General features: G+C 43.0%; 42 protein-coding genes, 1 rRNA gene and 1 pseudogene. 5 read left to right on the top strand and 39 right to left on the bottom strand.

Annotation, left to right across the window (positions count from 1 at the left end):
• Window positions 1-105 (bottom strand): 16S ribosomal RNA (locus tag AACQ83_RS20955); the annotation flags it as partial.
• A 477-nt stretch (window positions 106-582) separates the two neighbouring features.
• Between AACQ83_RS20955 and AACQ83_RS20950 the strand changes: the two genes are divergently transcribed.
• Window positions 583-1,128: a gamma carbonic anhydrase family protein gene (locus tag AACQ83_RS20950; protein ID WP_112879457.1), complete on the top strand. Its 546-nt coding sequence runs from the start codon at window positions 583-585 to the stop codon at window positions 1,126-1,128.
• Here AACQ83_RS20950 and AACQ83_RS20945 read toward each other — a convergent pair.
• The 5 genes from AACQ83_RS20945 to dprA all read right to left on the bottom strand — a co-directional run bounded on the left by AACQ83_RS20945 (window position 1,104) and on the right by dprA (window position 4,467).
• Complete coding sequence (locus tag AACQ83_RS20945) at window positions 1,104-1,367, bottom strand: DUF1488 family protein (RefSeq protein WP_112879456.1); 264 nt, start codon at window positions 1,365-1,367, stop codon at window positions 1,104-1,106. The genes AACQ83_RS20950 and AACQ83_RS20945 overlap by 25 nt on opposite strands.
• Complete coding sequence (aroE, locus tag AACQ83_RS20940; protein WP_112879455.1) at window positions 1,364-2,182, bottom strand: shikimate dehydrogenase; 819 nt, start codon at window positions 2,180-2,182, stop codon at window positions 1,364-1,366. Before aroE ends, AACQ83_RS20945 begins: the two co-directional genes overlap by 4 nt.
• 12 nt (window positions 2,183-2,194) lie before the next feature.
• Window positions 2,195-2,764, bottom strand: a complete 570-nt coding sequence (gene tsaC, locus AACQ83_RS20935; RefSeq protein WP_112879454.1) for an L-threonylcarbamoyladenylate synthase type 1 TsaC — start codon at window positions 2,762-2,764, stop codon at window positions 2,195-2,197.
• A 13-nt stretch (window positions 2,765-2,777) separates the two neighbouring features.
• Window positions 2,778-3,317, bottom strand: a complete 540-nt coding sequence (locus tag AACQ83_RS20930) for a topoisomerase DNA-binding C4 zinc finger domain-containing protein (RefSeq protein ID WP_112879453.1) — start codon at window positions 3,315-3,317, stop codon at window positions 2,778-2,780.
• A gap of 64 nt (window positions 3,318-3,381) precedes the next feature.
• Window positions 3,382-4,467, bottom strand: a complete 1,086-nt coding sequence (gene dprA, locus AACQ83_RS20925; RefSeq protein WP_112879452.1) for a DNA-protecting protein DprA — start codon at window positions 4,465-4,467, stop codon at window positions 3,382-3,384.
• A 133-nt stretch (window positions 4,468-4,600) separates the two neighbouring features.
• On the opposite strand from dprA, the gene def reads away from it, so the two are divergent.
• From def to trkA, 4 genes are all read left to right on the top strand, one after another.
• Window positions 4,601-5,113, top strand: coding sequence for a peptide deformylase (def, locus tag AACQ83_RS20920; protein WP_112879451.1), 513 nt, complete (start codon window positions 4,601-4,603; stop codon window positions 5,111-5,113).
• A gap of 24 nt (window positions 5,114-5,137) precedes the next feature.
• Window positions 5,138-6,085, top strand: a complete 948-nt coding sequence (gene fmt / locus AACQ83_RS20915) for a methionyl-tRNA formyltransferase (RefSeq protein WP_112879450.1) — start codon at window positions 5,138-5,140, stop codon at window positions 6,083-6,085.
• A 70-nt stretch (window positions 6,086-6,155) separates the two neighbouring features.
• Window positions 6,156-7,445, top strand: coding sequence for a 16S rRNA (cytosine(967)-C(5))-methyltransferase RsmB (gene rsmB, locus AACQ83_RS20910; RefSeq protein ID WP_112879449.1), 1,290 nt, complete (start codon window positions 6,156-6,158; stop codon window positions 7,443-7,445).
• A 56-nt stretch (window positions 7,446-7,501) separates the two neighbouring features.
• Window positions 7,502-8,878, top strand: coding sequence for a Trk system potassium transporter TrkA (gene trkA / locus AACQ83_RS20905; protein ID WP_112879448.1), 1,377 nt, complete (start codon window positions 7,502-7,504; stop codon window positions 8,876-8,878).
• 336 nt (window positions 8,879-9,214) lie between these two features.
• Here the strand turns inward: trkA and AACQ83_RS20900 are convergent, their stop codons facing one another.
• From AACQ83_RS20900 to tuf, 33 genes and pseudogenes are all read right to left on the bottom strand, one after another.
• A complete protein-coding gene (locus tag AACQ83_RS20900; RefSeq protein WP_011148769.1) occupies window positions 9,215-9,415 on the bottom strand; it encodes an alternative ribosome-rescue factor A in 201 nt (66 codons plus the stop codon).
• Window positions 9,416-9,578: 163 nt separating this feature from the next.
• On the bottom strand, window positions 9,579-9,995 hold the full coding sequence (gene zntR, locus AACQ83_RS20895; protein WP_011148770.1) for a Zn(2+)-responsive transcriptional regulator: 417 nt from the start codon (window positions 9,993-9,995) through the stop codon (window positions 9,579-9,581).
• A 134-nt stretch (window positions 9,996-10,129) separates the two neighbouring features.
• Window positions 10,130-10,522 carry a 50S ribosomal protein L17 gene (rplQ, locus tag AACQ83_RS20890; RefSeq protein WP_112879447.1) on the bottom strand — a complete coding sequence of 131 codons (393 nt, stop codon included), beginning with the start codon at window positions 10,520-10,522 and terminating at the stop codon, window positions 10,130-10,132.
• Between the two features lie 40 nt (window positions 10,523-10,562).
• Window positions 10,563-11,552, bottom strand: a complete 990-nt coding sequence (locus AACQ83_RS20885) for a DNA-directed RNA polymerase subunit alpha (RefSeq protein WP_112879446.1) — start codon at window positions 11,550-11,552, stop codon at window positions 10,563-10,565.
• Between the two features lie 25 nt (window positions 11,553-11,577).
• Complete coding sequence (rpsD, locus tag AACQ83_RS20880; RefSeq protein ID WP_011148773.1) at window positions 11,578-12,198, bottom strand: 30S ribosomal protein S4; 621 nt, start codon at window positions 12,196-12,198, stop codon at window positions 11,578-11,580.
• A gap of 37 nt (window positions 12,199-12,235) precedes the next feature.
• Window positions 12,236-12,625 carry a 30S ribosomal protein S11 gene (gene rpsK / locus AACQ83_RS20875; RefSeq protein WP_002919257.1) on the bottom strand — a complete coding sequence of 130 codons (390 nt, stop codon included), beginning with the start codon at window positions 12,623-12,625 and terminating at the stop codon, window positions 12,236-12,238.
• Window positions 12,626-12,640: 15 nt separating this feature from the next.
• Window positions 12,641-12,997, bottom strand: coding sequence for a 30S ribosomal protein S13 (gene rpsM, locus AACQ83_RS20870; protein WP_011148774.1), 357 nt, complete (start codon window positions 12,995-12,997; stop codon window positions 12,641-12,643).
• Window positions 12,998-13,146: 149 nt separating this feature from the next.
• On the bottom strand, window positions 13,147-13,263 hold the full coding sequence (gene rpmJ / locus AACQ83_RS20865; protein ID WP_012768118.1) for a 50S ribosomal protein L36: 117 nt from the start codon (window positions 13,261-13,263) through the stop codon (window positions 13,147-13,149).
• 32 nt (window positions 13,264-13,295) lie between these two features.
• Window positions 13,296-14,627, bottom strand: coding sequence for a preprotein translocase subunit SecY (gene secY, locus AACQ83_RS20860; RefSeq protein ID WP_011148775.1), 1,332 nt, complete (start codon window positions 14,625-14,627; stop codon window positions 13,296-13,298).
• A 7-nt stretch (window positions 14,628-14,634) separates the two neighbouring features.
• Complete coding sequence (rplO, locus tag AACQ83_RS20855; protein ID WP_112879445.1) at window positions 14,635-15,069, bottom strand: 50S ribosomal protein L15; 435 nt, start codon at window positions 15,067-15,069, stop codon at window positions 14,635-14,637.
• Between the two features lie 3 nt (window positions 15,070-15,072).
• The gene (gene rpmD, locus AACQ83_RS20850; protein WP_011148777.1) at window positions 15,073-15,252 is read right to left on the bottom strand and encodes a 50S ribosomal protein L30; all 180 of its coding nucleotides are present in this window, start codon (window positions 15,250-15,252) and stop codon (window positions 15,073-15,075) included.
• A gap of 5 nt (window positions 15,253-15,257) precedes the next feature.
• Window positions 15,258-15,758: a 30S ribosomal protein S5 gene (gene rpsE / locus AACQ83_RS20845; protein ID WP_011148778.1), complete on the bottom strand. Its 501-nt coding sequence runs from the start codon at window positions 15,756-15,758 to the stop codon at window positions 15,258-15,260.
• A 14-nt stretch (window positions 15,759-15,772) separates the two neighbouring features.
• Window positions 15,773-16,126 (bottom strand): 50S ribosomal protein L18, encoded by a 354-nt coding sequence (gene rplR, locus AACQ83_RS20840; RefSeq protein WP_011148779.1) that lies wholly within the window; start codon window positions 16,124-16,126, stop codon window positions 15,773-15,775.
• Between the two features lie 9 nt (window positions 16,127-16,135).
• Window positions 16,136-16,669, bottom strand: a complete 534-nt coding sequence (rplF, locus tag AACQ83_RS20835; protein WP_112879444.1) for a 50S ribosomal protein L6 — start codon at window positions 16,667-16,669, stop codon at window positions 16,136-16,138.
• Window positions 16,670-16,683: 14 nt separating this feature from the next.
• Entirely contained in the window at window positions 16,684-17,076 is a 393-nt protein-coding gene (gene rpsH, locus AACQ83_RS20830) for a 30S ribosomal protein S8 (RefSeq protein ID WP_011148781.1), read from the bottom strand.
• Between the two features lie 33 nt (window positions 17,077-17,109).
• Window positions 17,110-17,415 carry a 30S ribosomal protein S14 gene (rpsN, locus tag AACQ83_RS20825; protein ID WP_112879443.1) on the bottom strand — a complete coding sequence of 102 codons (306 nt, stop codon included), beginning with the start codon at window positions 17,413-17,415 and terminating at the stop codon, window positions 17,110-17,112.
• A 12-nt stretch (window positions 17,416-17,427) separates the two neighbouring features.
• Window positions 17,428-17,967, bottom strand: a complete 540-nt coding sequence (rplE, locus tag AACQ83_RS20820) for a 50S ribosomal protein L5 (RefSeq protein WP_011148783.1) — start codon at window positions 17,965-17,967, stop codon at window positions 17,428-17,430.
• Window positions 17,968-17,981: 14 nt separating this feature from the next.
• Window positions 17,982-18,296: a 50S ribosomal protein L24 gene (rplX, locus tag AACQ83_RS20815; RefSeq protein WP_036781887.1), complete on the bottom strand. Its 315-nt coding sequence runs from the start codon at window positions 18,294-18,296 to the stop codon at window positions 17,982-17,984.
• 10 nt (window positions 18,297-18,306) lie between these two features.
• A complete protein-coding gene (rplN, locus tag AACQ83_RS20810) occupies window positions 18,307-18,678 on the bottom strand; it encodes a 50S ribosomal protein L14 (RefSeq protein WP_036781889.1) in 372 nt (123 codons plus the stop codon).
• A 179-nt stretch (window positions 18,679-18,857) separates the two neighbouring features.
• Window positions 18,858-19,112 (bottom strand): 30S ribosomal protein S17, encoded by a 255-nt coding sequence (gene rpsQ / locus AACQ83_RS20805; protein ID WP_011148786.1) that lies wholly within the window; start codon window positions 19,110-19,112, stop codon window positions 18,858-18,860.
• Complete coding sequence (gene rpmC / locus AACQ83_RS20800; RefSeq protein WP_010847484.1) at window positions 19,112-19,303, bottom strand: 50S ribosomal protein L29; 192 nt, start codon at window positions 19,301-19,303, stop codon at window positions 19,112-19,114. The genes rpsQ and rpmC overlap by 1 nt, the downstream gene beginning before the upstream one ends.
• Window positions 19,303-19,713 carry a 50S ribosomal protein L16 gene (rplP, locus tag AACQ83_RS20795; protein ID WP_011148788.1) on the bottom strand — a complete coding sequence of 137 codons (411 nt, stop codon included), beginning with the start codon at window positions 19,711-19,713 and terminating at the stop codon, window positions 19,303-19,305. Before rplP ends, rpmC begins: the two co-directional genes overlap by 1 nt.
• A 12-nt stretch (window positions 19,714-19,725) precedes the next feature.
• Window positions 19,726-20,427, bottom strand: coding sequence for a 30S ribosomal protein S3 (rpsC, locus tag AACQ83_RS20790; RefSeq protein WP_112879442.1), 702 nt, complete (start codon window positions 20,425-20,427; stop codon window positions 19,726-19,728).
• 17 nt (window positions 20,428-20,444) lie between these two features.
• On the bottom strand, window positions 20,445-20,777 hold the full coding sequence (gene rplV, locus AACQ83_RS20785; protein WP_011148790.1) for a 50S ribosomal protein L22: 333 nt from the start codon (window positions 20,775-20,777) through the stop codon (window positions 20,445-20,447).
• 14 nt (window positions 20,778-20,791) lie between these two features.
• A complete protein-coding gene (gene rpsS / locus AACQ83_RS20780) occupies window positions 20,792-21,070 on the bottom strand; it encodes a 30S ribosomal protein S19 (protein WP_011148791.1) in 279 nt (92 codons plus the stop codon).
• Between the two features lie 14 nt (window positions 21,071-21,084).
• Window positions 21,085-21,909 (bottom strand): 50S ribosomal protein L2, encoded by an 825-nt coding sequence (gene rplB / locus AACQ83_RS20775; protein WP_112879441.1) that lies wholly within the window; start codon window positions 21,907-21,909, stop codon window positions 21,085-21,087.
• Window positions 21,910-21,928: 19 nt separating this feature from the next.
• Window positions 21,929-22,231 carry a 50S ribosomal protein L23 gene (rplW, locus tag AACQ83_RS20770; RefSeq protein ID WP_021322796.1) on the bottom strand — a complete coding sequence of 101 codons (303 nt, stop codon included), beginning with the start codon at window positions 22,229-22,231 and terminating at the stop codon, window positions 21,929-21,931.
• Window positions 22,228-22,833 (bottom strand): 50S ribosomal protein L4, encoded by a 606-nt coding sequence (rplD, locus tag AACQ83_RS20765; protein ID WP_011148794.1) that lies wholly within the window; start codon window positions 22,831-22,833, stop codon window positions 22,228-22,230. The genes rplW and rplD overlap by 4 nt, the downstream gene beginning before the upstream one ends.
• Before the next feature lie 16 nt (window positions 22,834-22,849).
• Window positions 22,850-23,479: a 50S ribosomal protein L3 gene (gene rplC, locus AACQ83_RS20760; protein ID WP_112879440.1), complete on the bottom strand. Its 630-nt coding sequence runs from the start codon at window positions 23,477-23,479 to the stop codon at window positions 22,850-22,852.
• A 32-nt stretch (window positions 23,480-23,511) separates the two neighbouring features.
• Entirely contained in the window at window positions 23,512-23,823 is a 312-nt protein-coding gene (rpsJ, locus tag AACQ83_RS20755) for a 30S ribosomal protein S10 (protein ID WP_112879439.1), read from the bottom strand.
• Window positions 23,824-24,125: 302 nt separating this feature from the next.
• On the bottom strand, window positions 24,126-24,602 hold the full coding sequence (gene bfr / locus AACQ83_RS20750) for a bacterioferritin (RefSeq protein ID WP_112879438.1): 477 nt from the start codon (window positions 24,600-24,602) through the stop codon (window positions 24,126-24,128).
• Between the two features lie 76 nt (window positions 24,603-24,678).
• Window positions 24,679-24,873: a bacterioferritin-associated ferredoxin gene (gene bfd, locus AACQ83_RS20745; protein ID WP_112879459.1), complete on the bottom strand. Its 195-nt coding sequence runs from the start codon at window positions 24,871-24,873 to the stop codon at window positions 24,679-24,681.
• Window positions 24,874-25,627: 754 nt separating this feature from the next.
• Window positions 25,628-25,908, bottom strand: a pseudogene (tuf, locus tag AACQ83_RS20740) (elongation factor Tu); the annotation flags it as partial.

Here is a 25,908-nt window from a genome sequence, read left to right as displayed (position 1 = left end):
CCGCTCGTCAGCAAAAGCGCAAGCGCTTTCCTGTTACCGCCCGACTTGCATGTGTTAGGCCTGCCGCCAGCGTTCAATCTGAGCCATGATCAAACTCTTCAATTCAAAGCTTGATGCTCAAAGAATTTCACTGATTAATTAGTTCGTAATGAATTAACTGTTGTTCACTCTTCAAGACTTTAAAACGTATTTTTTTGTGATACGGTCTTGTGAGTGCCCACACAGATTGTCTGATTAATTGTTAAAGAGCAGGCCGAATTAAAAAATGATATTCTCGTTCAGCCGGGCTGCGTATACTACGCTTTTCACCCGCAGAGTCAAGCGCTTATTGTCGCTTCCTCTGCCCGACCTCACAATGTTTATCAGCGTTGTGTCGGTCAGTGGTGGCGCATTATAGGGAGCTCAGATTTTTATACAATACTTTTTTTTCACACCCACCATCAACAGGCGAATCCTTGTTCTTTTTGAGTAAATTTTCGACCATCATAGCCCTATTCAACAAGTTTCTTTCATTGCATACTGGTATTTTCCTCACTAAAATCTTATTTAAAGTAAATCTCCATTTTTTCATCAGAGGTATACATGTCCGAAACGTTACGCAGTTACCTTGATATTCAGCCCAAAGTTGGTCAGAACGTTATGCTAGATTCATCTAGTGTAATCATTGGTGATGTTAGACTTGCTGATGATGTCAGTATATGGCCTTTAGTTGTCATCCGTGGGGACGTTAATTATGTATCTATTGGTACACGTACTAACATTCAAGATGGCTCTATATTACATGTGACACACAAAACAACAGACAATCCTGATGGTTTTCCTTTAATTGTGGGAGATGATGTCACTATCGGGCATAAAGTTATACTTCATGGCTGCACTATCGGTAATCAAGTACTCATCGGTATGGGCTCCATCCTACTTGATGGTTCAGTGATTGAAGATAACGTTATTATTGGCGCAGGCAGCCTAGTAGCCCCAGGCAAGATATTAGAAAGTGGGTACCTTTATATTGGCAGCCCTGCCCGCCAGGTCAGAAAACTAAAACCCGAAGAATTAAAAGGACTATGTTATTCAGCAGGCCATTACGTTAGCTTGAAAAATAACTATTTGCAGGAAGGTAATATGTAACGTCCCAAATGATCATCATCCTCGTTATTAATTACTAATTCGAATTCCTCTTCTATATCCCAACGATTTTGTCGAAAAAGGCTTAGTGGATGATGATCTTCCGTCCCATAACGGTATAAAAGCTCCTTGGCACTTATAACACATTGAACCAATAATCCATTTACCAATGCGGGAAAAACGACTATCTGCTCTTGCTCACTCCACTCTTCTCTATCAGGAAATTGGATAGATTGATTCACGAATGTAACTCCTGTTCCAATGTTAGCAACACAGGTGAAACTTCAGGCAATACACCATGCCATAATTTAAATGAATGAGCAGCTTGCCCCACTAACATCCCCAGCCCATCCGCATAACGAGAAACACCATGCTTCTTGGCAAAGGAAATAAAGGGCGTCAAATCAGCCTGGTAAAACATATCATAACAGACACAATTCTCATTAAACATGAATGGAGATATAGTAGGAATCTCACCATTAATACCAGATGCAGTCGCATTGATAATGAGATCAAACTCAGGACTATTAAGTGCTTTCATCTCAACAGGCCAAATATTACCTATTGCCGAAAAATTATTAGCAACCTGTATAGCGCGACTAAACGTGCGGTTTGTAATTGTAATTTTACAACCAAATTCTAATAATGGAAATAAAACACCTCTGGCAGCGCCACCAGCTCCAATGATTAAAATATGTTGTCCTTGAGTGATAAACCCAAGTCGCATCAAATCTGTTAATAACCCTATACCATCCGTGTTATCACCAATCAATTGATTATTATTAAGTAATTTCAAAGTATTAACTGCCCCGCTGAGTCTTGCCCGTTCAGTCAACTCATTTGCCCGAATAAATGCCTGCTCTTTAAATGGCACAGTAATATTGGCTCCTATACCTCCCTGTTTAAGAAATGTATCCAATGCCTCTTGAAATTTACTTATCGGCACCAGAATTTTTCCATAACGATGCTCAATACCTGTCTGTCTAGCAAATAACTGATGGATACGCGGAGATTTACTATGCGCAACAGGATTACCAAAGACAGCAAATTGATCCATATTTATCTCCCCTTATCCTTGACGATAAAGCTCACCAGTTAAAGCATCCCGAATTTCTGAAGGGTTTTTCCGACCTCCAACACCTCCGTTTAATATAGGAAGCTTATCTCCAAACTGTTGTCTAACTTCTTCTGCTGTTCTGCATGGTTCAAGGCCATTCAAATTTGCACTGGTCGACACCAATGGTTTCCCATAAAAAGTACATAACTGTTTCACCAAAGGATGATCACTAACTCTGACAGCCAAGGTAGTGAATTGCCCTGTCAACCACTTAGGTGCACTGAATTTGGCAGGAATCACCCAGGTTACAGGCCCTGGCCAACAAGCAAACATAGCTTTTTTTTGCTCTTCTGTCAGAAGTTTATCATCAAGATATGGTTGTAATTGTTCATAATTATCTGCGATAAGAATCAACCCTTTCTGCCAAGGACGCTTCTTTAATATAAGCAGTTCATTTACTGCTTTTTCACTATCAGGATCACATCCAAGTCCAAAAACAGCTTCAGTCGGATAGGCAATCACTTTTTCTGCTTTTAATGCAGTTAATACATTCTCAAATGCAGGTGATGCTTCATTGCTCATTTTATTACTCTGCTTAATTTATTTGCCGTTTTCCACACAACTTACTGGCACAAAATAACTTTATACCTTGTGATGTACGTTTTTCCACCAACAACGAATAAGAACAAAACTCACATTTCCCCTCAATTGGCTTATTATTTAATACAAACTGGCAATTAGGGTAACGGTTACACGCATGGAAAATTTTTCCGAAACGTGATTTCCTTTGGAGTAGTTGTCCTTGTTTACATTGCGGACAGGATATTAACGTCTCATCCGGTTTATCAATTAGTTCTGTATGTTCGCATTCAGGATAACGACTACAGCCAATGAACATTCCATAACGCCCTTGGCACAAAATCAAATTGACTCCACACGCGGGACATAGCTGCCCTTCAAGTTCTTTTACCACATGACCATCACTTTGCCCTTTTAATGGACGAATATATTGACATGATGGATAACCAGAACATCCAAGAAATGGGCCATGGATACCATTACGCATAACCAACACAGAACCACATTCAGGGCAATATTTAGTTTCATCAGTGGAGAAAGGAACCATTTTTACCATACTATTTTCACTCAAAAACTCATTCTCATATGACGTTGAACAGGACTCTGGAAATTCAGTTAATTTAACTCACACGCACATAACCACCAGCAACCATAGTCACCTTACCCAGTAATTCCAACTCAAGGAGCTTTGTCATGACCTCAGTTATAGGCAATGAAGAACGCTGAGCAATAATATCAACAGGTGTTACTTCAGCGCCTACGTTAACTAGCACATCAGTAAATGGCAACTCAGTTTGCTCAAACTGCGGTTTGATTTCTTCCTCCGCTCTTTCCATATTCAACCATTGTAATGAACTGTAAACATGTTCCACAATATCCATTGCATTTGTAGCTAAATATGCACCTTGTTTTATTAACCAGTGATTGCCTTCGCTCACTGAACTCCCCAAAAGCCCTGGTAATGCAAATACATCTCTTCCTTGCTCAAGAGCACAGCGAGCAGTAATTAACGAGCCACTATTTTGGCCTGCTTCTACAACAATCACTGCTGAGCTTAATCCACTGATAATCCGATTTCTTTTAGGAAAGTTTTTTGCACGTGGTGGAGTATCCGGAAAAAACTCAGAAACAAGAGCACCATTCTCCTCAATTTGCTTTGCTAATGATCCGTGTCTATGAGGATAAATCTGACCAAGCCCACTACCTAATACAGCTACTGTTTTACCTCCACTATCCAATGCAGCTCGGTGACAAATACCATCAATACCGATAGCTAAACCACTAGCAATAACTAACTCATATCCAACTAGTTCACTTGCAAAAATTCTTCCCCATTTCTCACCATAATAGCTTGCTGTCCTGCTCCCTACCATCGCCACCTGCTTCTTTAAAAGAATATCTGGTTTTCCTGCCACAAAAAGCACAAGCGGAGGGGTATGTATCTGCTTTAATAGAGGTGGATACGAAGGGTGAGAATATGTCAATAAATGGTGCTCTGGCTGTTCCAACCACTTAAGGCATGAAGCTAATAAGATTTTATTTACTTTAGTAAATTGCAGACATTGTGCTGGCGATAATCCACTATCTTTCAACACAGTGAGATAACGACTCCCGGAATATAATAATTTTTCTGCAACATTTGCTGCTCTCTCTGTTGCCAAATGAGAAATCATCTTCATTCGCAACCATACTTCCATAGCTTCCATGTTGTCATCCTAGCTAAGATTGACGGACAAAACTAAACTGCTCAATTAGCAATCGATACTGTCAATCTAAACGGGAAATGTCTAGAATAGACATAGAATACCATTAACATTTTGGATGCAGATCTAAACATATATGTCAGTATTACAAGTATTACATTACCCAGACGAGCGGCTTCGCACTATTGCAACGCCTGTTGAAACAGTTGATGCAGAGATTCAACGTATCATTGATGATATGTTTGAAACTATGTATGCAGAAGAAGGTATCGGTTTGGCAGCAACACAAGTTGATATTCATCAGCGTATTGTTGTTATTGACGTATCAGAAACACGTAATGAGCGTCTCGTTCTGATCAACCCAGAATTACTGGAAAAAAGTGGTGAAACGGGGATCGAAGAGGGCTGTTTGTCTATTCCTGAACAACGAGCACTGGTGCCACGAGCCAAAAAAGTCAAAATTAAAGCCCTAGATTACAATGGCCAACCATTTGAATTACAAGCTGATGGCTTACTCGCAATTTGTATTCAGCATGAGATGGACCACTTAATTGGTAAACTTTTTGTGGATTACTTATCTCCACTGAAACGCCAACGTATACGCCAGAAAGTAGAAAAACTGGATAAACAAAAAGCCCGAACCAAGTAAATTATATTAATACAGGAAATAAACGTGTCTGATTCTTTACGTATTGTTTTTGCTGGAACACCTGATTTTGCAGCACGCCATCTAGAGGCTTTGTTAATGTCTCCGCATGAGGTGGTTGGCGTTCTAACTCAACCAGATAGACCGGCAGGAAGAGGTAAAAAACTGACACCCAGTCCTGTAAAGGTACTGGCAGAGGAACGTAACATCACCGTTTTTCAGCCAGCTACTTTACGCTCAGAAGAAAACCAACAATGGATTCTAAAACAACAACCTGATGTTCTCATCGTTGTTGCCTATGGATTGATCCTTCCCAAGGTCGTTTTAAATATTCCAGAATTAGGTTGCCTAAACGTACATGGTTCCCTACTACCACGTTGGCGAGGTGCAGCCCCTATTCAACGCTCACTTTGGGCCGGTGATACAGAAACAGGCGTAACAATAATGCAAATGGATATAGGTCTTGACACTGGTGACATTCTATATAAAGCAAGCTGCCCTATTACACCTGAGGATACCAGTGCCAGTTTATACGAAAAACTGGCCAATATTGGGCCAGATGCGTTACTCAAAACATTATCATTAATAATATCAGGTAAAAGTCAACCTGAAACTCAAAACGAAAATTTGGTTACCTACGCTGAAAAACTAAGCAAAGAAGAAGCCCGTATAAATTGGGAACTATCTGCAGCCCACCTTGAACGTTGTATTCGCGCATTTAATCCCTGGCCCATGAGCTTTTTCGAGATGGAAGGACAACCTATTAAAGTTTGGAAAGCAGAAGCCATTGAAGAACAAACTTCGGTAGAACCAGGAACTGTATTAAAAGCAGACAAAGAAGGTATTTATATTGCTACTGCTGATGGAATTCTGAACATTACACAATTACAACCTGCCGGTAAAAAAGCAATGTCAGCAGCAAATCTACTTAATTCTAAACGTGAATGGTTTACGCCAGGCAATAAAATCAACTGAATACTATTTTATACTGTAAGCTCTCTCACAAACTTTCTCTTAATGCTGGCTTTTGTCAGCTCTTTTAACTATGAAAAACACATATAATCTGCGAAGTATCACCGCAAAAGCAATCAATCAAGTTCTGGATCAAGGACAATCTCTCAGTACAGTCTTACCCAAACTGCAACAAAATATAACTGATAAAGACAAACCCTTATTACAGGAATTATCTTTCGGAGTGTTACGCGTATTACCACAGCTAGAGTGGATAATAGGTCAACTAATGGCAAAACCATTAAAAGGTAAACAACGTATTCTTCATTACCTGCTTATGGTTGGGATATACCAACTTGCCTATACTCGTATTCCAGCCCATGCCGCACTTGCTGAAACAGTAAACGGAGCCGTAACTCTGAAGCATTCTCAATTGAAAGGGTTAATTAATGGCGTTCTTCGCCAATTTCAGAGACAACAGCTACAGTTAATGGAATGTACACAAAATAATCCTAGCCACCACTTACACCCAGAATGGCTATTAACTCGAATCCAAAAAGCCTATCCACAACAATGGCAACAACTTATTTATGCTAATAATAAGAAACCCCCTATGTGGTTACGAGTTAATCGTATATACCATAGTCGGGATGAATATCTCACTCTTCTTCATAAATCAGGAATTGATGCAGAACCAGCGCCCAAATCACCTTCTGCTATCCGCATAATTTCCCCTTGCCCTGTAACAATATTACCTGGATTTGATAAAGGTTGGGTCACTGTCCAAGATTTATCCGCACAAGAGTGTGTCGAGTTACTAAAACCCATTAATGGAGAGAAAATTCTCGATCTTTGTGCAGCACCAGGAGGGAAAACAACATATATCCTCGAAATAGCACCAGAATCTCAAGTAGTAGCGGTAGATATTGATGAGCAAAGAATCAAACGAGTAAAAGAAAATCTCCAACGCCTTAACTGCCACGCTACAGTAAAAACCGGTGATGGACGCCACCCTGAACATTGGGCAGAAAACCTGCAATTCGACCGCATTCTTTTGGATGCACCGTGTTCAGCAACAGGAGTAATCCGTCGCCATCCTGATATCAAGTGGTTACGCCGCGAGGAAGATATTGCTCAATTAGTTCAATTGCAATCTGAGATTCTTGATGCAATCTGGCCATATTTAAAGAAAAACGGAACTCTAGTATATGCAACCTGTTCTATTCTACCAGATGAAAATTGCCAGCAAATCAGCTCGTTTTTAAAACGCCACTCAGATGCAAAACTCGCGGGAACAGAGACAAATGATTGTCTGGGAAAACAAATAATACCTGAGTTAAATGGTGGTGATGGTTTCTTTTACGCTCGATTAACTAAACAGTAATATATCTCTACAATTTATAGAGATAATTATTTGTTTGCAATAAGTTAGAAAATACTATGAAAATAATTATTCTTGGTGCTGGTCAAGTTGGCGGTACATTAGCTGAAAATCTGGTAGGTGAAAATAACGATATCACCATAGTCGATACTGATCCCAACCGTCTACACCAACTACAGGATAAATTCGATCTCAGAGTAGTCAATGGTCATGGTTCTTACCCCAGAGTATTAAGAGAAGCTGGTGCTGAAGATGCTGATATGTTAGTTGCTGTAACTAATTCTGACGAAACTAACATGATTGCATGCCAAATTGCTTACTCCTTATTCAACACCCCAAACAAAGTTGCGCGAATACGCGCAGCAGAATATATTCGTGAAGCAGATAAACTTTTTCTGCCTAATGATATTCCTATTGATTATCTTATTTCACCAGAACAACTTGTCATAGATTATATTTATAAACTAATTCAATATCCTGGTGCCTTACAAGTCGTTAACTTTGCCGAAGGCCGAGTAAGTATTGTTGCAGTAAAAGCTTATTATGGAGGCTCACTTGTAGGAAATGCACTTTCCTCACTTCGTGAGCACATGCCGCATATTAATACCAGAGTTGCAGCAATATTTCGTCAGGATCGACCAATAAGACCTCAAGGTTCTACAATTATTGAAGCCGGTGACGAAGTTTTCTTTGTAGCTGCATCACAACATATTCGTGCTGTAATGAGTGAGCTTCAACGTTTAGAAAAACCCTACAAACGTATTATGATTGTAGGTGGTGGTAATGTGGGAGCTGGTCTTGCACTACGTCTAGAAAAAGATTACAGGGTTAAATTAATTGAACGAAATCAGCAAAGAGCTATAGAACTAGCCGAATTATTACATGATACCATTGTTTTCTATGGGGATGCCTCCGATCAAGAGTTATTAGCTGAAGAACATATAGAACAAGTTGATGTATTTATTGCTCTAACCAACGATGACGAGGCAAATATCATGTCTGCAATGCTTGCCAAACGCATGGGTGCTAAAAAAGCCATGGTTCTCATTCAACGTGGTGCATATGTCGATTTAGTACAAGGTGGTGTCATTGATATTGCAATCTCTCCACAACAAGCGACGATTTCCGCTCTGCTAGGCCATGTTCGCAAAGCAGATATTGTAAGCGTTTCCTCATTACGTCGTGGAGTGGCCGAAGCTATCGAAGCGATTGCTCATGGGGATGAAAATACGTCAAAGGTTGTTGGTCGAACTGTCGGTGATATTAAATTACCACCAGGCACTACAATTAGTGCAATAGCTCGCGGTGACGAAGTCATTATTGCTAGTGATTATAGTGTGATCGAACAAGGAGATCATGTAATTATGTTTATTACAGATAAGAAATTTGTCCCCGAAGTAGAGAAACTATTCCAGCCAAGCCCTTTTTTCCTTTAAAAGCCAAAGAAATCATTATACATCAGTCATATAATTCGAACACAATAACTGATACAACTTGGTATGTTTTAATTAGAAGAGTGTCATGAAGCTTTTAAATCAGTTTATGAATTTACTATGAAAGGTAATTTTGACAATTTAGCTGCTGACGTCAGCATCGATATGATTTTAAAAGAACACCGTACCATCATTCACTATTTTTCTACACAATGAAACTAATACACAGATAATTTAGTAAAAGGAAATTGGAATTATATCAGATACTCCCAATTACCGAAACAAAATTATTATTAGAAATTCGTAGCTTACTGAAAAGTAGGAAATAGACCTATTAAACTAAAAGACCAGTAGTAAAGAATCTAATGACCCCTTACCACTGGTCTCCCAGCTACTTGCTTTGCTATGTTTTTCTTTCCTCTGGTAACTTCCTTTTCCTTTTTTATTTTTTTCAACTCGTTGTTTAAATAGTGGATCACGTAATAGAGCTTCTAGAGCATTATCCTTTATTACACCTTTCTTATGGTGATATGTAATCATCATATACCTCTATCATATTAATTTATCTACAAACATAGCGATTGTACTCTCTGAATTTTCAATAATAAAGAAAAATTTCTTATTTCTTATTTCTTATTTCTTATTTCTTATTTCTTATTTCTTATTTCTTATTTCTTATTTCTTATTTCTTATTTCTTATTTCTTATTTCTTATTTAAAGCACCTTGTTCTAAAGTTTCAAGAATAGAACAATAAATACTTATATGAGAACTACCACAGCAAGCATCACTTAACATCTTAAGTGAATCACGCATTTTTCGCATTTCAAGAAGTTTTTCCTCCACTTCCATTAACCTAGAATCTACAATTTGCTTTGACTCTTCACAAGTATGATGGGCTGGATCTACACGAATAGACAATAATTCTGTAATAGCTTCCAATGTAAACCCCAATTGCTTAGCATAGCGTATAAACCGAAGGCGCTGTAAATCTTGCTCTGTATAAAGTCTATACCCTCCTTCAGTACGGTTCTGATGTTCCATCATTCCTTGTTTTTCATAGAAGCGCACAGTATCAGGAGTTACATTCGCTAATTTAGCCAGTTGACCAATACGATACATCTTTATATCTCCTACAATAGATAACATTGTTCGAGATATCAGCATAGCAGGATGAAAAAAAATAAGTTAGAGATTCATATATGCAAGCGTAAAAAAACCGGGATAAACCCGGTTCTTTTATATGCCCCTACAGATTACTCCGTAGTCGCAACTTCTGTTTGAGGTTCAGTAGCACGGTCAACAAGCTCGATGTATGCCATCGGAGCATTGTCACCAGCACGGAAGCCACACTTAAGAATACGAGTGTAACCACCTGCGCGGTTCGCAAAACGCGGGCCCAGCTCATTAAACAGTTTTGCCACGATTTCGTTGTCACGAGTACGGGCGAATGCCAGACGACGATTAGCTACGCTGTCGATCTTGGCAAGAGTAATCAGCGGCTCAACGACACGACGCAGTTCTTTCGCTTTAGGCAGAGTCGTCTTGATGATTTCATGACGGACCAAAGAACCTGCCATATTGCGGAACATAGCTTGGCGATGGCTGCTGTTGCGGTTCAATTGACGACCACTCTTACGATGGCGCATGACCTTATCCTTCTCAGTAAAACCTTAACCTGTGATCTAGTTATTCATCAGCAATACTTGCTGGTGGCCAGTTTTCTAAGCGCATGCCCAGAGATAAGCCACGTGAAGCCAGTACGTCTTTGATCTCTGTAAGAGATTTTTTACCCAGGTTAGGTGTCTTAAGCAACTCAACCTCGGTACGCTGTACCAAATCACCGATGTAGTGGATAGTTTCTGCCTTAAGACAGTTAGCAGAGCGGACAGTCAATTCCAGATCGTCAACAGGGCGCAGCAGGATCGGATCAAACTCTGGCTTCTCCTCTTTTACTTCTGGCTGACGTACATCACGTAAATCAACAAAAGCTTCCAGCTGTTCAGCCAAAATAGTAGCTGCACGGCGAATCGCCTCTTCAGGATCGATTGTACCGTTAGTTTCCATCTCGATAACCAACTTGTCCAAATCGGTACGTTGTTCTACACGCGCTGCTTCAACATTGTAGGCAATACGCTCTACTGGGCTATAACAAGCGTCTACTAACAAACGACCAATAGGGCGCTCATCTTCTTCCGAATGAATCCGGGCAGAAGCCGGCACATAACCTCGACCACGCTGAACTTTAATGCGCATGCTTATAGAAGCAGTTTCGTCAGTCAGGTGGCAGATTACATGTTGCGGCTTGACGATTTCGACATCTCCGTCGTGGATAATGTCGGCTGCAGTCACAGGGCCAATGCCAGACTTATTCAAGGTAAGAATAACTTCATCTTTTCCCTGAACTCTTACCGCCAGCCCTTTCAGGTTGAGGAGAATCTCCAGGATATCTTCCTGTACACCTTCTTTGGTGCTGTACTCATGCAGTACACCATCAATCTCAACCTCAGTCACCGCACAACCCGGCATAGACGAAAGCAGAATACGGCGCAGTGCGTTACCAAGAGTATGGCCAAAACCACGCTCTAATGGCTCAAGGGTCACCTTGGCGTGCGTCGAACTGACTTGCTCGATATCAACCAGGCGCGGTTTTAGAAACTCTGTCACAGAACCCTGCATTGTGTCCTCTCTTTGGTGCTAAGCTTTACTTAGAGTAAAGCTCGACGATCAGGTGTTCGTTGATGTCAGCAGACAGATCGGCACGTTCTGGAATACGTTTGAACACACCTTCCATCTTCACAGCATCAACCTCCAACCAAGTTGGTTTCTCACGCTGCTCAGCCAGCTCTAAAGCCGCCTTGATACGAGACTGCTTTTTCGATTTTTCGCGAACGCTGACTACGTCATTCGGGGATACCTGATAAGAAGCGATGTTAACAACGCGGCCATTTACCATGATAGCCTTATGGCTTACCATTTGGCGTGATTCAGCACGAGTCGCCCCGAAACCCATACGGTAAACAACGTTGTCCAGACGACCTTCCAGCAAACTCAGCAGGTTTTCGCCTGTGTTGCCTTTCAGACGAGTTGCTTCTTTATAATAGTTACGGAATTGACGTTCTAGAACACCGTAAATACGACGAACTTTTTGTTTCTCACGTAACTGCACACCGTAGTCAGACAGACGCGGTTTACGTGCGCCATGCTGCCCAGGTGCTTGTTCTAATTTACACTTGGTGTCAATCGCGCGAACGCCAGACTTCAGGAATAGATCTGTACCCTCGCGACGGCTCAGCTTGAGCTTAGGACCCAAATATCTTGCCATTTTCTTTCTCCAATCGAACCTAAAAAAGTAAACGCTATTAAACGCGACGTTTTTTAGGTGGACGACAACCGTTATGAGGGATCGGAGTCACATCAGTAATGTTAGTAATGCGGAAACCTGCCGCATTTAACGCTCGAATAGTTGACTCGCGGCCAGGACCAGGTCCTTTAACCATAACTTCCAGGTTCTTAATTCCGTATTCTTTCACTGCTTCAGCACAGCGCTCTGCTGCAACCTGAGCTGCAAACGGAGTAGATTTACGAGAACCACGGAAACCGGAACCACCAGCAGTTGCCCAACCCAAGGCATTACCCTGGCGGTCAGTAATGGTCACGATGGTGTTGTTGAAAGAAGCATGGATATGAGCCACACCGTCAGAGACTTGCTTTCTTACACGCTTACGTGCACGAATAGGTGCTTTTGCCATTATACAATACCCCGATTATTTCTTGATCGGCTTACGTGGACCCTTACGGGTACGTGCGTTGGTCTTAGTACGCTGGCCGCGAACAGGTAGACCACGACGGTGACGTAAACCACGATAAGTACCAAGATCCATCAGACGTTTGATGCTCAGGGTTACTTCACGACGCAAATCGCCTTCTACAACGTATTTGGCAACTTCGTCACGCAGCTTATCAATTTGCTCTTCAGACAGCTCGCTGATCTTAACATGTTCAGCAATACCCGCCGCAGCACAAATGGCTTGGGAGCGAGTTTTACCAATTCCGTAGATCGATGTTAAAGCGATTACGGTATGCTTCTGATCAGGAATGTTAATGCCTGCTATACGGGCCACTATGCACTCCTAAATTATTTATTTACCGCAACACCATTCTGAAAAGCCCGTTTTCAGGATACTCAAATAGTGTTGCTGTGATATAAAAAAGATTGGCTGGCTAATTTAGCCAGCTCAAACCGACTTTGCAAGAAAAATATGCTATTTTATCAGCCTTGGCGTTGTTTATGCTTAGGCTCTGCACTACAAATCACGCGAACGATACCATTACGCTTAACGATTTTACAGTTACGACATAATTTCTTGACGGAAGCACGAACTTTCATTTTTACTCTCCGTAACTTCTCAAGCAAACCAATTAACGGTTATAACCTTTAAGATTTGCCTTCTTCAATGCAGACTCATACTGACTTGACATCATCAGAGTTTGCACTTGAGCCATAAAGTCCATGATGACTACAACTACAATAAGTAGCGAAGTACCGCCAAAATAAAATGGCACCTTCATCGCATCACGCATGAACTCCGGGATTAAGCAGATAAAAGTAATATACATCGCACCAACTAAAGTTAGGCGTGTCATTACCTTATCAATGTACTTGGCTGTTTGCTCTCCCGGACGAATTCCTGGTACAAATGCACCGGACTTCTTCAGGTTATCTGCTGTTTCTCTCGGGTTGAAAACCAACGCAGTATAGAAAAAACAGAAGAAGATGATTGCAGACGCGTAGAGTAACACATAAAGCGGTTGCCCAGGCTGCAAATACATTGAAATAGTAGTCAGCCAGTTCCAACCAGTTCCTCCCCCAAACCAGGAAGCTATGGTACCAGGGAACAGAATAATGCTGGAAGCAAAAATTGCAGGGATAACCCCAGCCATATTCACTTTCAACGGTAAATGTGTGCTCTGTGCAGCATAAACTCGGCGACCCTGTTGACGTTTTGCATAGTTAACAACGATACGTCGTTGGCCACGCTCCATGAAAACAACGAAGAAAGTTACTGCAAACACTAACACTGCAACCAACAGCAACAGGAGGAAGTGCAGATCGCCTTGCCGAGCTTGCTCAATGGTATGGCCAATGGCCGGCGGCAAACCCGCAACAATACCAGCAAAGATTATGATAGAGATACCGTTTCCAATACCACGCTCAGTAATCTGCTCACCCAACCACATTAGGAACATAGTCCCAGTAACTAGGCTCACAACAGCCGTGAAGTAGAAAGCAAACCCTGGATTGATCACCAGCCCTTGCATTCCTGGCATATTCGGCAAACCAGTAGCAATACCGATTGACTGGAATATAGCCAGCACTAAAGTACCATAGCGAGTATACTGGCTAATCTTACGACGACCAGCTTCCCCTTCCTTCTTAATCTCTGCCAACGTTGGATGAACCACCGTCAACAACTGAATAATAATAGACGCAGAAATATACGGCATTATCCCCAGTGCAAAGATAGAAGCACGACTTAAAGCACCACCAGAGAACATGTTAAACATTTCAATGATGGTGCCCCTTTGCTGTTCGAGCAATTTGGCAAGCACAGTGGCATCAATACCAGGGATAGGAATAAAAGAACCAATACGGAAAACAATTAACGCGCCAATAACAAACAACAGCCTACGTTTCAGCTCGCCTAGTCCACCTTTAGCACTTTGGAAATCTAATCCTGGTTGTTTAGCCATCTGTTACTTATTCCTCAATTTTACCGCCAGCAGCTTCAATTGCAGCACGAGCGCCCTTAGTAACACGAAGGCCACGCACAGTTACTGCACGATTGATTTCGCCAGAAAGAATAACTTTCGCAAATTCAATTTGAGTGCCAACAATGTTAGCTGCTTTCAATGCGTTCAGATCGATAATATCGCCTTCAACGGCAGCAAAATCAGACAAACGAACTTCTGCTGTGACCATCGCCTTACGTGAAGTAAAGCCAAATTTTGGCAAACGACGGTACAAAGGCATCTGACCACCTTCAAAACCGCGACGTACGCCACCGCCAGAACGAGACTTCTGACCCTTGTGACCACGGCCACCGGTTTTACCCAGGCCAGAACCAATACCACGACCTACACGTTTAGGCGCATGCTTGGAACCATCAGCCGGAGACAGAGTATTTAAGCGCATCTGTTACTCCTCAACTTTAACCATATAGGAAACCAAGTTGATCATACCACGTATAGCAGGAGTATCTTCACGCTCTACTGTATGACCGATACGGCGCAGACCTAAACCAACCAAAGTTGCCTTATGTTTAGGCAGACGGCCAATTGAACTGCGAATCTGTGTTACTTTAATAGTCTTAGCCATGGCCATTACCCCAGAATTTCTTCGACGGATTTACCACGCTTAGCTGCGACCATTTCTGGAGACTTCATGCTGTCTAAAGCATCCAGAGTTGCACGAACCACATTAATAGGGTTGGTGGAACCATAGGTTTTAGCCAGTACGTTACGAACACCAGCCACCTCCAAAACAGCACGCATAGCACCGCCTGCGATGATACCAGTACCTTCGTGAGCAGGCTGCATGAACACACGGGAACCAGTGTGTGCACCTTTTACTGGGTGATATAAAGTGCCGCTGTTCAATGCGACGGTTTTCATATTGCGACGGGCTTTTTCCATCGCTTTCTGGATTGCTGCCGGAACTTCGCGTGCTTTGCCGTAGCCAAAACCAACGCGACCATTACCATCACCTACAACAGTCAGTGCGGTAAAGCTGAAAATCCGGCCACCTTTTACGGTTTTAGATACGCGATTTACCGCAATCAGCTTTTCCTGCAGTTCGCCAGCTTGTTTTTCGATGTGAGCCATCTTACACCTCTACCTTAGAACTGAAGGCCAGCTTCACGGGCAGCATCTGCCAGTGCCTGGACTCGACCATGATATTGGAAACCAGAGCGGTCAAAGGATACATCTTTAATACCTTTTTCCAATGCACGTTCAGCAATTGCCTTGCCAACTGCTGCTGCTGCTTCTTTATTTCCAGTGTATTTCAGTTGTTCATTGATAGCTTTTTCTGTAGTAGAAGCTGCCACCAAAGTTTCAGAACCGTTTGGTGCGATAACCTGCGCATAAATATGGCGAGGGGTACGATGTACCACCAGGCGAGTTGCACCCAGTTCCTGGAGCTTGCGGCGTGCGCGGGTCGCACGACGGATACGAGCTGCTTTCTTATCCATAGTGTTACCTTACTTCTTCTTAGCCTCTTTGATACGCACGACTTCGTCGGCGTAACGAACACCCTTACCTTTATAAGGCTCAGGACGACGATAGGCACGCAGTTCTGCCGCAACCTGACCGATTACCTGTTTATCAGCACCCTTTAGTACGATTTCAGTTTGTGACGGACATTCTGCAGTAATGCCTGCTGGCAGTTCGTGGTCAACTGGATGTGAGAAGCCCAGAGACATGTTGATAACATTGCCTTTGACTGCTGCACGATAACCAACACCTACCAGTTGAAGCTTCTTAGTGAAGCCTTCGGTAACACCGATAACCATAGCATTCAGCAAAGAACGAGTTGTACCCGCCTGTGCCCAACCATCAACATAACCATCGCGTGGAGCGAAGGTCAGTTGATTATCTGCATGCTTAACTTCAACTGCGCTGTGGATTGTACGACTCAACTCGCCGTTTTTACCCTTAATCGAAATAACCTGACCGTCGAGTTTTACCTCTACGTCGGTAGGAATAACGACGGGTGCTTTTGCAACACGAGACATTCTTTCCTCCCGAATTAAGCTACGTAGCAGAGAATCTCGCCACCAAGACCAGCTTGGCGAGCTGCACGATCAGTCATTACACCTTTAGAGGTAGAAACAACAGCGATACCCAAACCAGCCATAACTTGTGGCAGCTCATCTTTTTTCTTATAGATGCGCAGACTTGGTCGGCTTACACGCTGAATACTTTCTACAACAGCCTTGCCCTGGAAGTATTTCAGTACTAATTCCAGCTCTGGCTTGGTGTCGCCTTCAATTTTATAATCTTCAATATAACCTTCTTCCTTCAGCACCTTGGCAATTGCCACTTTCAGCTTGGAGGAAGGCATGGTGACCGCAACTTTATTCGCGGCCTGACCGTTACGGATACGGGTCAGCATATCCGCGATGGGATCTTGCATGCTCATCTGTCTTTACTCCCGTGATTCAATTGGTGACAATTACCAGCTAGCCTTTTTAAGGCCCGGAATTTCACCGCGCATGGCGGCTTCACGGACTTTAATACGGCTCAACCCAAACTTCCGCAAAAACGCATGCGGACGACCAGTTTGGCGGCAGCGGTTACGCTGACGAGAAGGGCTGGAATCACGTGGCAGTGTTTGCAGCTTAAGAACAGCACTCCAACGCTCTTCATCAGATGCATTCACATCAGAAATGACAGCTTTCAATTCTACACGTTTAGTGAAGAATTTTTCAGCTAATTTCGCACGTTTTACATCACGTGCTTTCATTGATTGCTTAGCCATGAATACCCTGCCTTACTTGCGGAACGGGAAGTTAAAAGCAGCCAACAGTGCGCGGCCTTCATCATCAGATTTCGCAGTTGTGGTGATAGTAATATCCAGACCACGAACACGATCCACTTTATCGTAATCGATTTCAGGGAAGATGATTTGCTCACGTACACCCATGCTGTAATTGCCACGACCATCAAATGACTTAGCAGACAAACCACGGAAGTCACGAATACGAGGTACAGCAATAGAAATCAGGCGCTCAAGAAACTCCCACATACGTTCACCACGCAGGGTCACTTTACAGCCGATTGGATAGCCCTGACGGATTTTGAAGCCTGCAACTGATTTGCGCGCTTTGGTGATCAATGGTTTTTGACCAGAGATTGCTGCCAGATCCGCTGCTGCATTATCCAGCAGTTTCTTATCAGCAATTGCTTCACCAACACCCATGTTCAGGGTGATCTTCTCGACCCGAGGGACTTGCATGACAGAATTGTAGCCAAACTGAGTCATCAGTTTTTGGACTACCTCGTCTTTGTAGTAATCATGCAGTTTCGCCATCGTATTACTCCAAATTACTTGATAGTTTCGCTGTTAGATTTAAAGAAACGAACTTTTTTTCCGTCTTCAAATCTAAAACCTACACGGTCAGCCTTACCGGTTGCCGCATTGAAGATCGCAACGTTTGAAACCTGGATTGCAGCTTCTTTTTCAACGATGCCACCTGGCTGGTTCAGAGCCGGAACAGGCTTCTGATGCTTTTTAACCAAGTTGATACCTTCAACAATGACTTTCCCAGTAGAAAGAACCTGTTTTACTTTACCGCGCTTACCTTTATCTTTTCCAGTCAACACGATAACTTCGTCATCACGACGGATTTTCGCTGCCATTGTCCGCTCCTTAGAGTACTTCTGGTGCCAGGGAGATAATTTTCATGAACTTTTCATTACGAAGTTCACGAGTTACCGGCCCAAAAATACGCGTACCGATAACTTGCTCACTTGTGTTGTTTAACAACACGCAAGCATTGCCATCGAAGCGAATGACAGAACCGTCAGGGCGACGAACACCCTTCTTGGTGCGCACCACTACCGCTTTCAGGACATCACCTTTTTTCACTTTACCACGAGGAATTGCTTCCTTGATGGTGACTTTTATGATGTCGCCGACGTGTGCATAGCGACGGTGCGAGCCACCCAGAACCTTGATACACATTACGCGACGTGCACCGGAGTTGTCGGCCACGTTCAGCATAGTCTGTTCTTGGATCATTTTAGTGCTCCGCTAAATGTCAACTACTACTGAGCCCACTTCACTACTATAATTTAATATGAAGAGGCCGTTCAGATACCCCATATCACGAGGGCGCGGCATTATAACACCACATCTCAGATATAGATAGAAAAAATAAACGGCCCATAGCCTGAGCCGTTTACTCTATTCGAGCCAGCTTACAGAATCGCTTTCTCTACAACGCGAACTAAAGTCCAAGATTTAGTTTTGGACAGTGGACGGGTTTCGCGGATTTCCACCACATCACCAATACCACATTCATTGTTCTCGTCATGTACATGCAGTTTAGTCGTACGTTTGATGAATTTACCATACAGAGGGTGTTTCACCTTACGCTCAATAGCAACAACAATAGATTTCTCCATTTTGTCACTTACAACACGACCTTGCAAAGTACGGATTTTATCGGTCATTACGCACCCGCCTTCTCAGTCAATAAAGTCTTAACGCGTGCGATATTACGACGCACTTGTTTCAACAGATGAGACTGTTGTAGCTGGCCACTTGCAGCCTGCATGCGCAGGTTAAATTGTTCACGCAGCAAATTCAGCAGCTCAGTGTTCAGCTCTTCAACGCTTTTTTCGCGCAGCTCTTGTGCTTTCATTACATCACCGTCTTAGTTACAAAGGTGGTCTTGATAGGCAGTTTCGCTGCTGCCAGCTTGAATGCTTCACGAGCCAGCTCTTCAGGCACACCATCCATTTCATAAAGGACTTTACCAGGCTGGATCAAGGCAACCCAATATTCTACGTTACCTTTACCTTTACCCATACGCACTTCGAGTGGCTTTTCAGTGATAGGTTTGTCTGGAAATACACGTATCCAGATTTTACCTTGACGTTTAATTGCACGGGTCATAGCACGACGTGCCGCTTCAATCTGACGTGCCGTCAGACGGCCACGGCCCACAGCTTTCAGACCGAAAGTGCCGAAGCTAACATCCGCACCTGCTGCCAGGCCACGGTTACGGCCTTTGTGCATTTTACGGAATTTCGTACGCTTTGGTTGTAACATCAGCGACTCTCCTTACTTGCGGCCTTTGCGCTGCTGCTTTTTAGGTTGTGCAGCCGGTTTTTCCGCCTGTTCAACAGCAGCCATACCACCCAAGATCTCACCTTTGAAGATCCATACCTTAACGCCGAGTACACCATAAGTGGTGTGCGCTTCTGAAGTGTTGTAGTCGATATCTGCACGCAGTGTGTGCAACGGTACACGACCTTCACGATACCATTCAGTACGCGCGATTTCAGCACCGCCTAAACGGCCACTGACTTCCACTTTAATGCCTTTAGCGCCTAGACGCATCGCATTCTGGACTGCACGCTTCATAGCACGACGGAACATAACACGACGTTCCAGCTGTGAAGTAATACTGTCAGCAACCAGTTTCGCGTCCAGTTCAGGCTTACGCACTTCAGAGATATTAATTTGCGCAGGAACACCAGCGATTTCCGCTACAGTTTTACGCAGTTTTTCTACGTCTTCACCTTTCTTACCGATTACGATACCTGGGCGAGCAGTGTGAATAGTTACACGAATACTTTTAGCAGGACGTTCAATAACAATGCGTGAAATAGACGCTTTTGCCAGTTCTTTCTTCAAGTACTGGCGAACTTTAAAATCGCTGTCTAGGTTGTCAGCGAATTCTTTAGTATTCGCATACCAAGTAGAGTTCCAAGGTTTGACAATACCCAGGCGAATACCATTAGGATGTACTTTCTGACCCATTGCTAGTCTCCAGAGTCTCAGCGATCGGACACAACCACAGTAATGTGGCTGCTGCGCTTCAGGATGCGATCTGCACGACCTTTTGCACGAGGCATAATACGCTTCATAGTCGGGCCTTCGTCTACGAAAATCTTCGTGACCTTCAGATCATCAATGTCAGCACCATCGTTGTGTTCTGCATTAGCAATAGCAGACTCAAGTACTTTCTTCACTAAACCAGCAGCTTTCTTATTGGTATAGGTCAGAGTTTCCAGAGCTTGCGACACTTTCTTACCGCGAATCAGGTCAGCTACAAGGCGAACCTTCTGAGCAGAAGAACGAGCGTGGCGATGTTTAGCGATAGTTTCCATCTCTTCCTCCTACCTTAGCGCTTTTTAGCCTTTTTATCGGCCGCATGGCCGCGATAAGTACGGGTCGGTGCGAATTCACCTAGTTTATGACCAACCATTTCGTCGGAAACAAAAACTGGTACATGCTGACGACCATTATGGACAGCGATGGTCAAACCGATCATGTTAGGAAAGATCGTTGAACGACGGGACCAAGTCTTAATAGGCTTTTTGTCTCCGCTTTCCACCGCTTTCTCTACCTTCTTCAGCAAGTGCAGGTCAATAAATGGACCTTTCTTGAGAGAACGTGGCATGGTTTATCCTCTAATTATTTTTTAGTACGGCGACGTACGATGAACTGATCAGTACGTTTATTACTACGGGTCTTCTTACCTTTAGTTTGAACACCCCAAGGAGTTACAGGATGTTTACCAAAGTTACGACCTTCACCACCACCATGTGGGTGATCTACCGGGTTCATCGCCGTACCACGAACGGTAGGACGAATACCACGCCAGCGACTTGCACCAGCTTTACCCAGAACACGTAGCATATGTTCTGCATTACCAACCTCACCTAAAGTGGCGCGGCAGTCAGACAGAACTTTACGCATTTCACCAGAACGCAGACGCAAAGTTACATAAGAACCATCACGGGCAACGATCTGAACGTATGCACCAGCGGAACGAGCCAACTGACCACCTTTACCCGGTTTCATTTCTACGTTATGTACGGTAGAACCAACAGGGATATTGCGCATTGGCAATGCGTTACCAGTTTTGATAGCTGCGTCAACACCAGATTGAATCTGATCACCAGCTTTCAGCCCTTTAGGTGCAAGGATATAACGACGTTCACCATCTTTATACAAAACCAAGGCGATATTTGCTGAACGATTTGGATCATATTCCAAGCGCTCAACTACAGCAGGGATACCATCTTTATTACGTTTAAAGTCAATCAAACGATAGTGCTGCTTGTGGCCACCACCAATGTGACGAGTGGTAATACGGCCATTGTTGTTACGACCACCGGTTTTGCTGCTTTTTTCCAGCAATGGAGCATAAGGTTTACCCTTATGCAGCTCAGGGTTAACCACTTTAACAACGTGGCGACGGCCCGGAGACGTAGGTTTACATTTAACAATTGCCATTGTTCTTTACTCCTCCGACTTACTCTGCACCACCGATGAAGTCCATATTCTGGCCTTCCTTCAGTGTGACGTAAGCTTTTTTCCAGTCGCTACGACGACCAATACGCTGACCGTGGCGTTTAGTTTTGCCTTTTACCAGCAAAGTGTTAACACCTTCAACTTCGACTTCAAACAGTTTCTGCACAGCAGCTTTGATTTCTGCTTTAGTCGCGTCTTTCGCAACTTTGAGAACGATGGTGTTGCTTTTCTCCATCGCTGTAGAAGCTTTTTCAGATACGTGCGGTGCGCGCAGTACTTTCAGCAGACGTTCTTCACGGATCATGCCAGCATCTCCTCAACTTGCTTCACAGCATCAGCAGTCATAACCACTTTATCGAAGGCGATCAAGCTCACTGGATCAATACCAGCTACATCACGAACATCAACCTTGTACAGGTTGCGAGCTGCTAAGAACAAATTCTCATCAACTTCATTAGTGATAATCAGCACATCTTCCAGCGCCATCTCTTTCAGTTTCTGAACCAGAAGCTTGGTTTTAGGCGCTTCTACAGAAAACTTCTCGACAACGATCAAACGATCTTGACGTACCAATTCAGACAGGATGCTTTTTAAAGCACCACGGTACATTTTCTTATTAACTTTTTGACTGTGGTCCTGTGGCTTAGCTGCGAAAGTTACGCCACCAGAGCGCCAAATTGGGCTCTTAATAGAACCAGAGCGTGCACGGCCAGTGCCTTTCTGACGCCATGGTTTTTTACCTGAACCAGAAACTTCAGCACGGGTTTTCTGAGCACGAGTACCTTGACGTGCACCAGCTGCGTAAGCAACAACTACTTGATGCACAAGCGCTTCATTGAAATCACGCCCGAAGGTAGTTTCGGAAACAGTCAGCGCGCCTTGCGCGTCTTTCATTACCAATTCCATTCCTATCTCCTCGACGTTACGCCTTGACAGCCGGTTTTACGATCAGGTTGCCGCCAGTTGAACCTGGAACAGCACCTTTGACCAGCAGCAGGTTGCGCTCAGCGTCAACACGTACTACATCCAGGCTTTGAACAGTTACGCGTTCATTACCCAGCTGGCCTGCCATTTTCTTGCCTTTAAATACCTTGCCCGGAGTTTGGTTCTGACCGATAGAACCCGGAACACGATGAGACAAAGAGTTACCGTGGCTAGCATCTTGGGTACGGAAGTTCCAGCGCTTAACAGTACCAGCAAAACCTTTACCTTTAGATGTACCAGTAACGTCGACTTTCTTAACGTCAGCGAAAATCTCAACGCTAATGCTTTGACCTACAGCATATTCTTCGCCTTCAGACAGACGGAATTCACGCAGGATACGGCCAGCTTCAACGCCAGCTTTAGCGAAATGACCTGCTTCAGGTTTGTTTACACGGTTAGCTTTTTTGCTACCAGTAGTAACCTGAATTGCACGATAACCATCGTTATCCAGATCTTTAACCTGAGTAACTCGGTTATCTTCAATTTCGATAACAGTTACAGGGATCGAAACGCCATCTTCAGTGAAGATACGAGTCATACCCACTTTTTTACCGACTAAACCAATCATTGTTTCAACCTCTTAATCGTTCAATGACCTGATTAACCCAGGCTGATCTGCACGTCTACACCGGCAGCCAGATCCAGACGCATCAGAGCATCAACGGTTTTCTCGGTTGGCTCAACGATGTCAACCAGACGCTTATGAGTGCGAATTTCGTACTGATCACGCGCATCTTTATTAACATGCGGAGAAATTAGAACGGTAAAACGCTCTTTATGAGTCGGCAGCGGGATCGGACCACGAACCTGCGCACCAGTACGCTTAGCGGTCTCGACAATTTCCGCAGTTGATTGATCGATCAGACGATGATCAAATGCTTTCAGGCGAATACGGATTCTTTGGTTCTGCATGAGACCAGAGCTCCAACTATTTTATAAACGTAAATAATTACTACTCGAGCCCATTTCGATTGATGGGAGAGTGTAATCGTTCAATATATAACCCCCATATCGGGGGTATTTTAAATGGGCAGTAAAAAACACTGCGCATTTACTGGCTAACAAACCAGACTTACACGTAAGTAAGACCGCATATTATACACAAATCAATTAACAAAGCAAGATACAGATGAAGATTTGTCCGGAGTAAAATTAAAGGGGCATGAAACAAAATGCCCTAACTTAACAGATAGGGCATTTTTCCGTAACTATAACTATTCTCCTTCAAGGATCTGTGCTTGAGTGTAATTTTGAATCCCCATACGTTCAATTAATTCAAATTGAGTTTCCAGCCAATCAATATGCTTTTCTTCTTCATCTAGAATATCGATCATTAAATCACGGCTAACATAGTCATGAATCGAATCAGCATAAGCAATCGCTTCTTTCAAATCTTTAGCTCCTTGCAATTCGAGCTGCAAGTCAGATTTGAGCATTTCTTCGATATCTTCTCCGATGTTAAGTTTTCCTAGATCCTGCAAATTAGGAATCCCTTCAAGAAAAAGGATACGTTCAATGTACCTATCGGCGTGCTTCATTTCATCGATAGATTCATGATATTCCTTATCATTAAGTCGAGTAAGACCCCAGTTTTTGAACATCCGGGCGTGCAGAAAATACTGATTAATTGCAACAAGCTCATTTCCAAGAAGTTTGTTCAAATGAACAATCATTTTTTTATCACCTTTCATAGCTTACCCCTCCGCTTCCAGTACTTAAAGTGTAGTACCTATTCAACAGAGTAGTAGTAAACTTACTTCTTTTTTATCAAGCAACGTTACCTATCTTGGGTAGCTGTGCAATCTCCTCATTAATTAGCTCTCTAGCTTGGCGTATGCATTTGCCACAATCACGGCCTACAGGCACAATACGTTTTAGTTCTTTAATAGAGTGAATATGATGTTGACGCACCGCATTACGTATTGTTTTGTCACTCACCGCATTACATAGGCAGACATACATAAATAACACTCTCTGGTACACATTATAGCGCATATTAAATAATAATGAGTCTCATTTCAATAATCATTCGCATTTTAATTTTCTGATTCAGGTTCTTCCAAATATTCTTTTAGCCTTGTCAAATAGAGGTAGTTCTCTCATTTCTATAATACTTTGGCTAGGAAGGCTTTTATCTCTATCAGGAACTTTCTTAAACTTATTCCATCCTAAGACTATCTCCTACATCAGCAATTTGTTCCAGAACTGATAGCTAGACAGAACAACCCACTTAAGATATTACGGGATATAGAATTCACATACTTAGTTGTACGAAAACGAACATGCTATGCCGTAATCTTTTCAGGGGTATCCCCTCTTTCTGTTAGAACATACCAACAGAGGCAGAACAAGCATGGGTTAGATATTACTACCTGTATGTAAAAGAAAATATGACTTATCTAAGTCTGAAGACAAATACTTATTTGGAAAAATCATGAGTTATCACTAACGTATTCTATAGATGAATGATGTATATATACTCTAAGAATATCCTGATAAAACAGCTAAATGACGCTTCCAGGAACAAACGATCAAAATCAAAAATTTAAAACACGAAGAGACAACCCAACGGGGTGGTTCATACAGAGAATTTAAGGAAGGATGATATAAATTAAAATACTCACTAACAGACACCTAATGTAGCACACCAGGCGTCTGTTCTAAAACAAGACAGAATGCAAACCTATTCTAGAGTTGGGTACTTAATTATTAGCTATTAAGCGATAACTTTAGCAACAACACCAGCACCTACTGTACGGCCACCTTCACGGATAGCGAAGCGCAGACCCTGGTCCATTGCGATTGGGGCAATCAAGGTAACTTTCATCTGAATGTTATCACCTGGCATCACCATTTCCACGCCTTCTGGGAGTTCAATGGTACCGGTCACGTCAGTTGTACGGAAGTAGAACTGTGGACGGTAGCCTTTGAAGAATGGCGTATGACGGCCACCTTCGTCTTTGCTCAGAATATAAACTTCTGATTCGAAAGTGGTGT

The organism is Photorhabdus sp. S10-54 (genome assembly GCF_963878145.1).
Taxonomy (GTDB): domain Bacteria; phylum Pseudomonadota; class Gammaproteobacteria; order Enterobacterales; family Enterobacteriaceae; genus Photorhabdus; species Photorhabdus kayaii.
The sequence above is the reverse complement of the archived record's forward strand: the minus strand, read 5'-3'. Positions and strand labels throughout refer to the sequence as shown.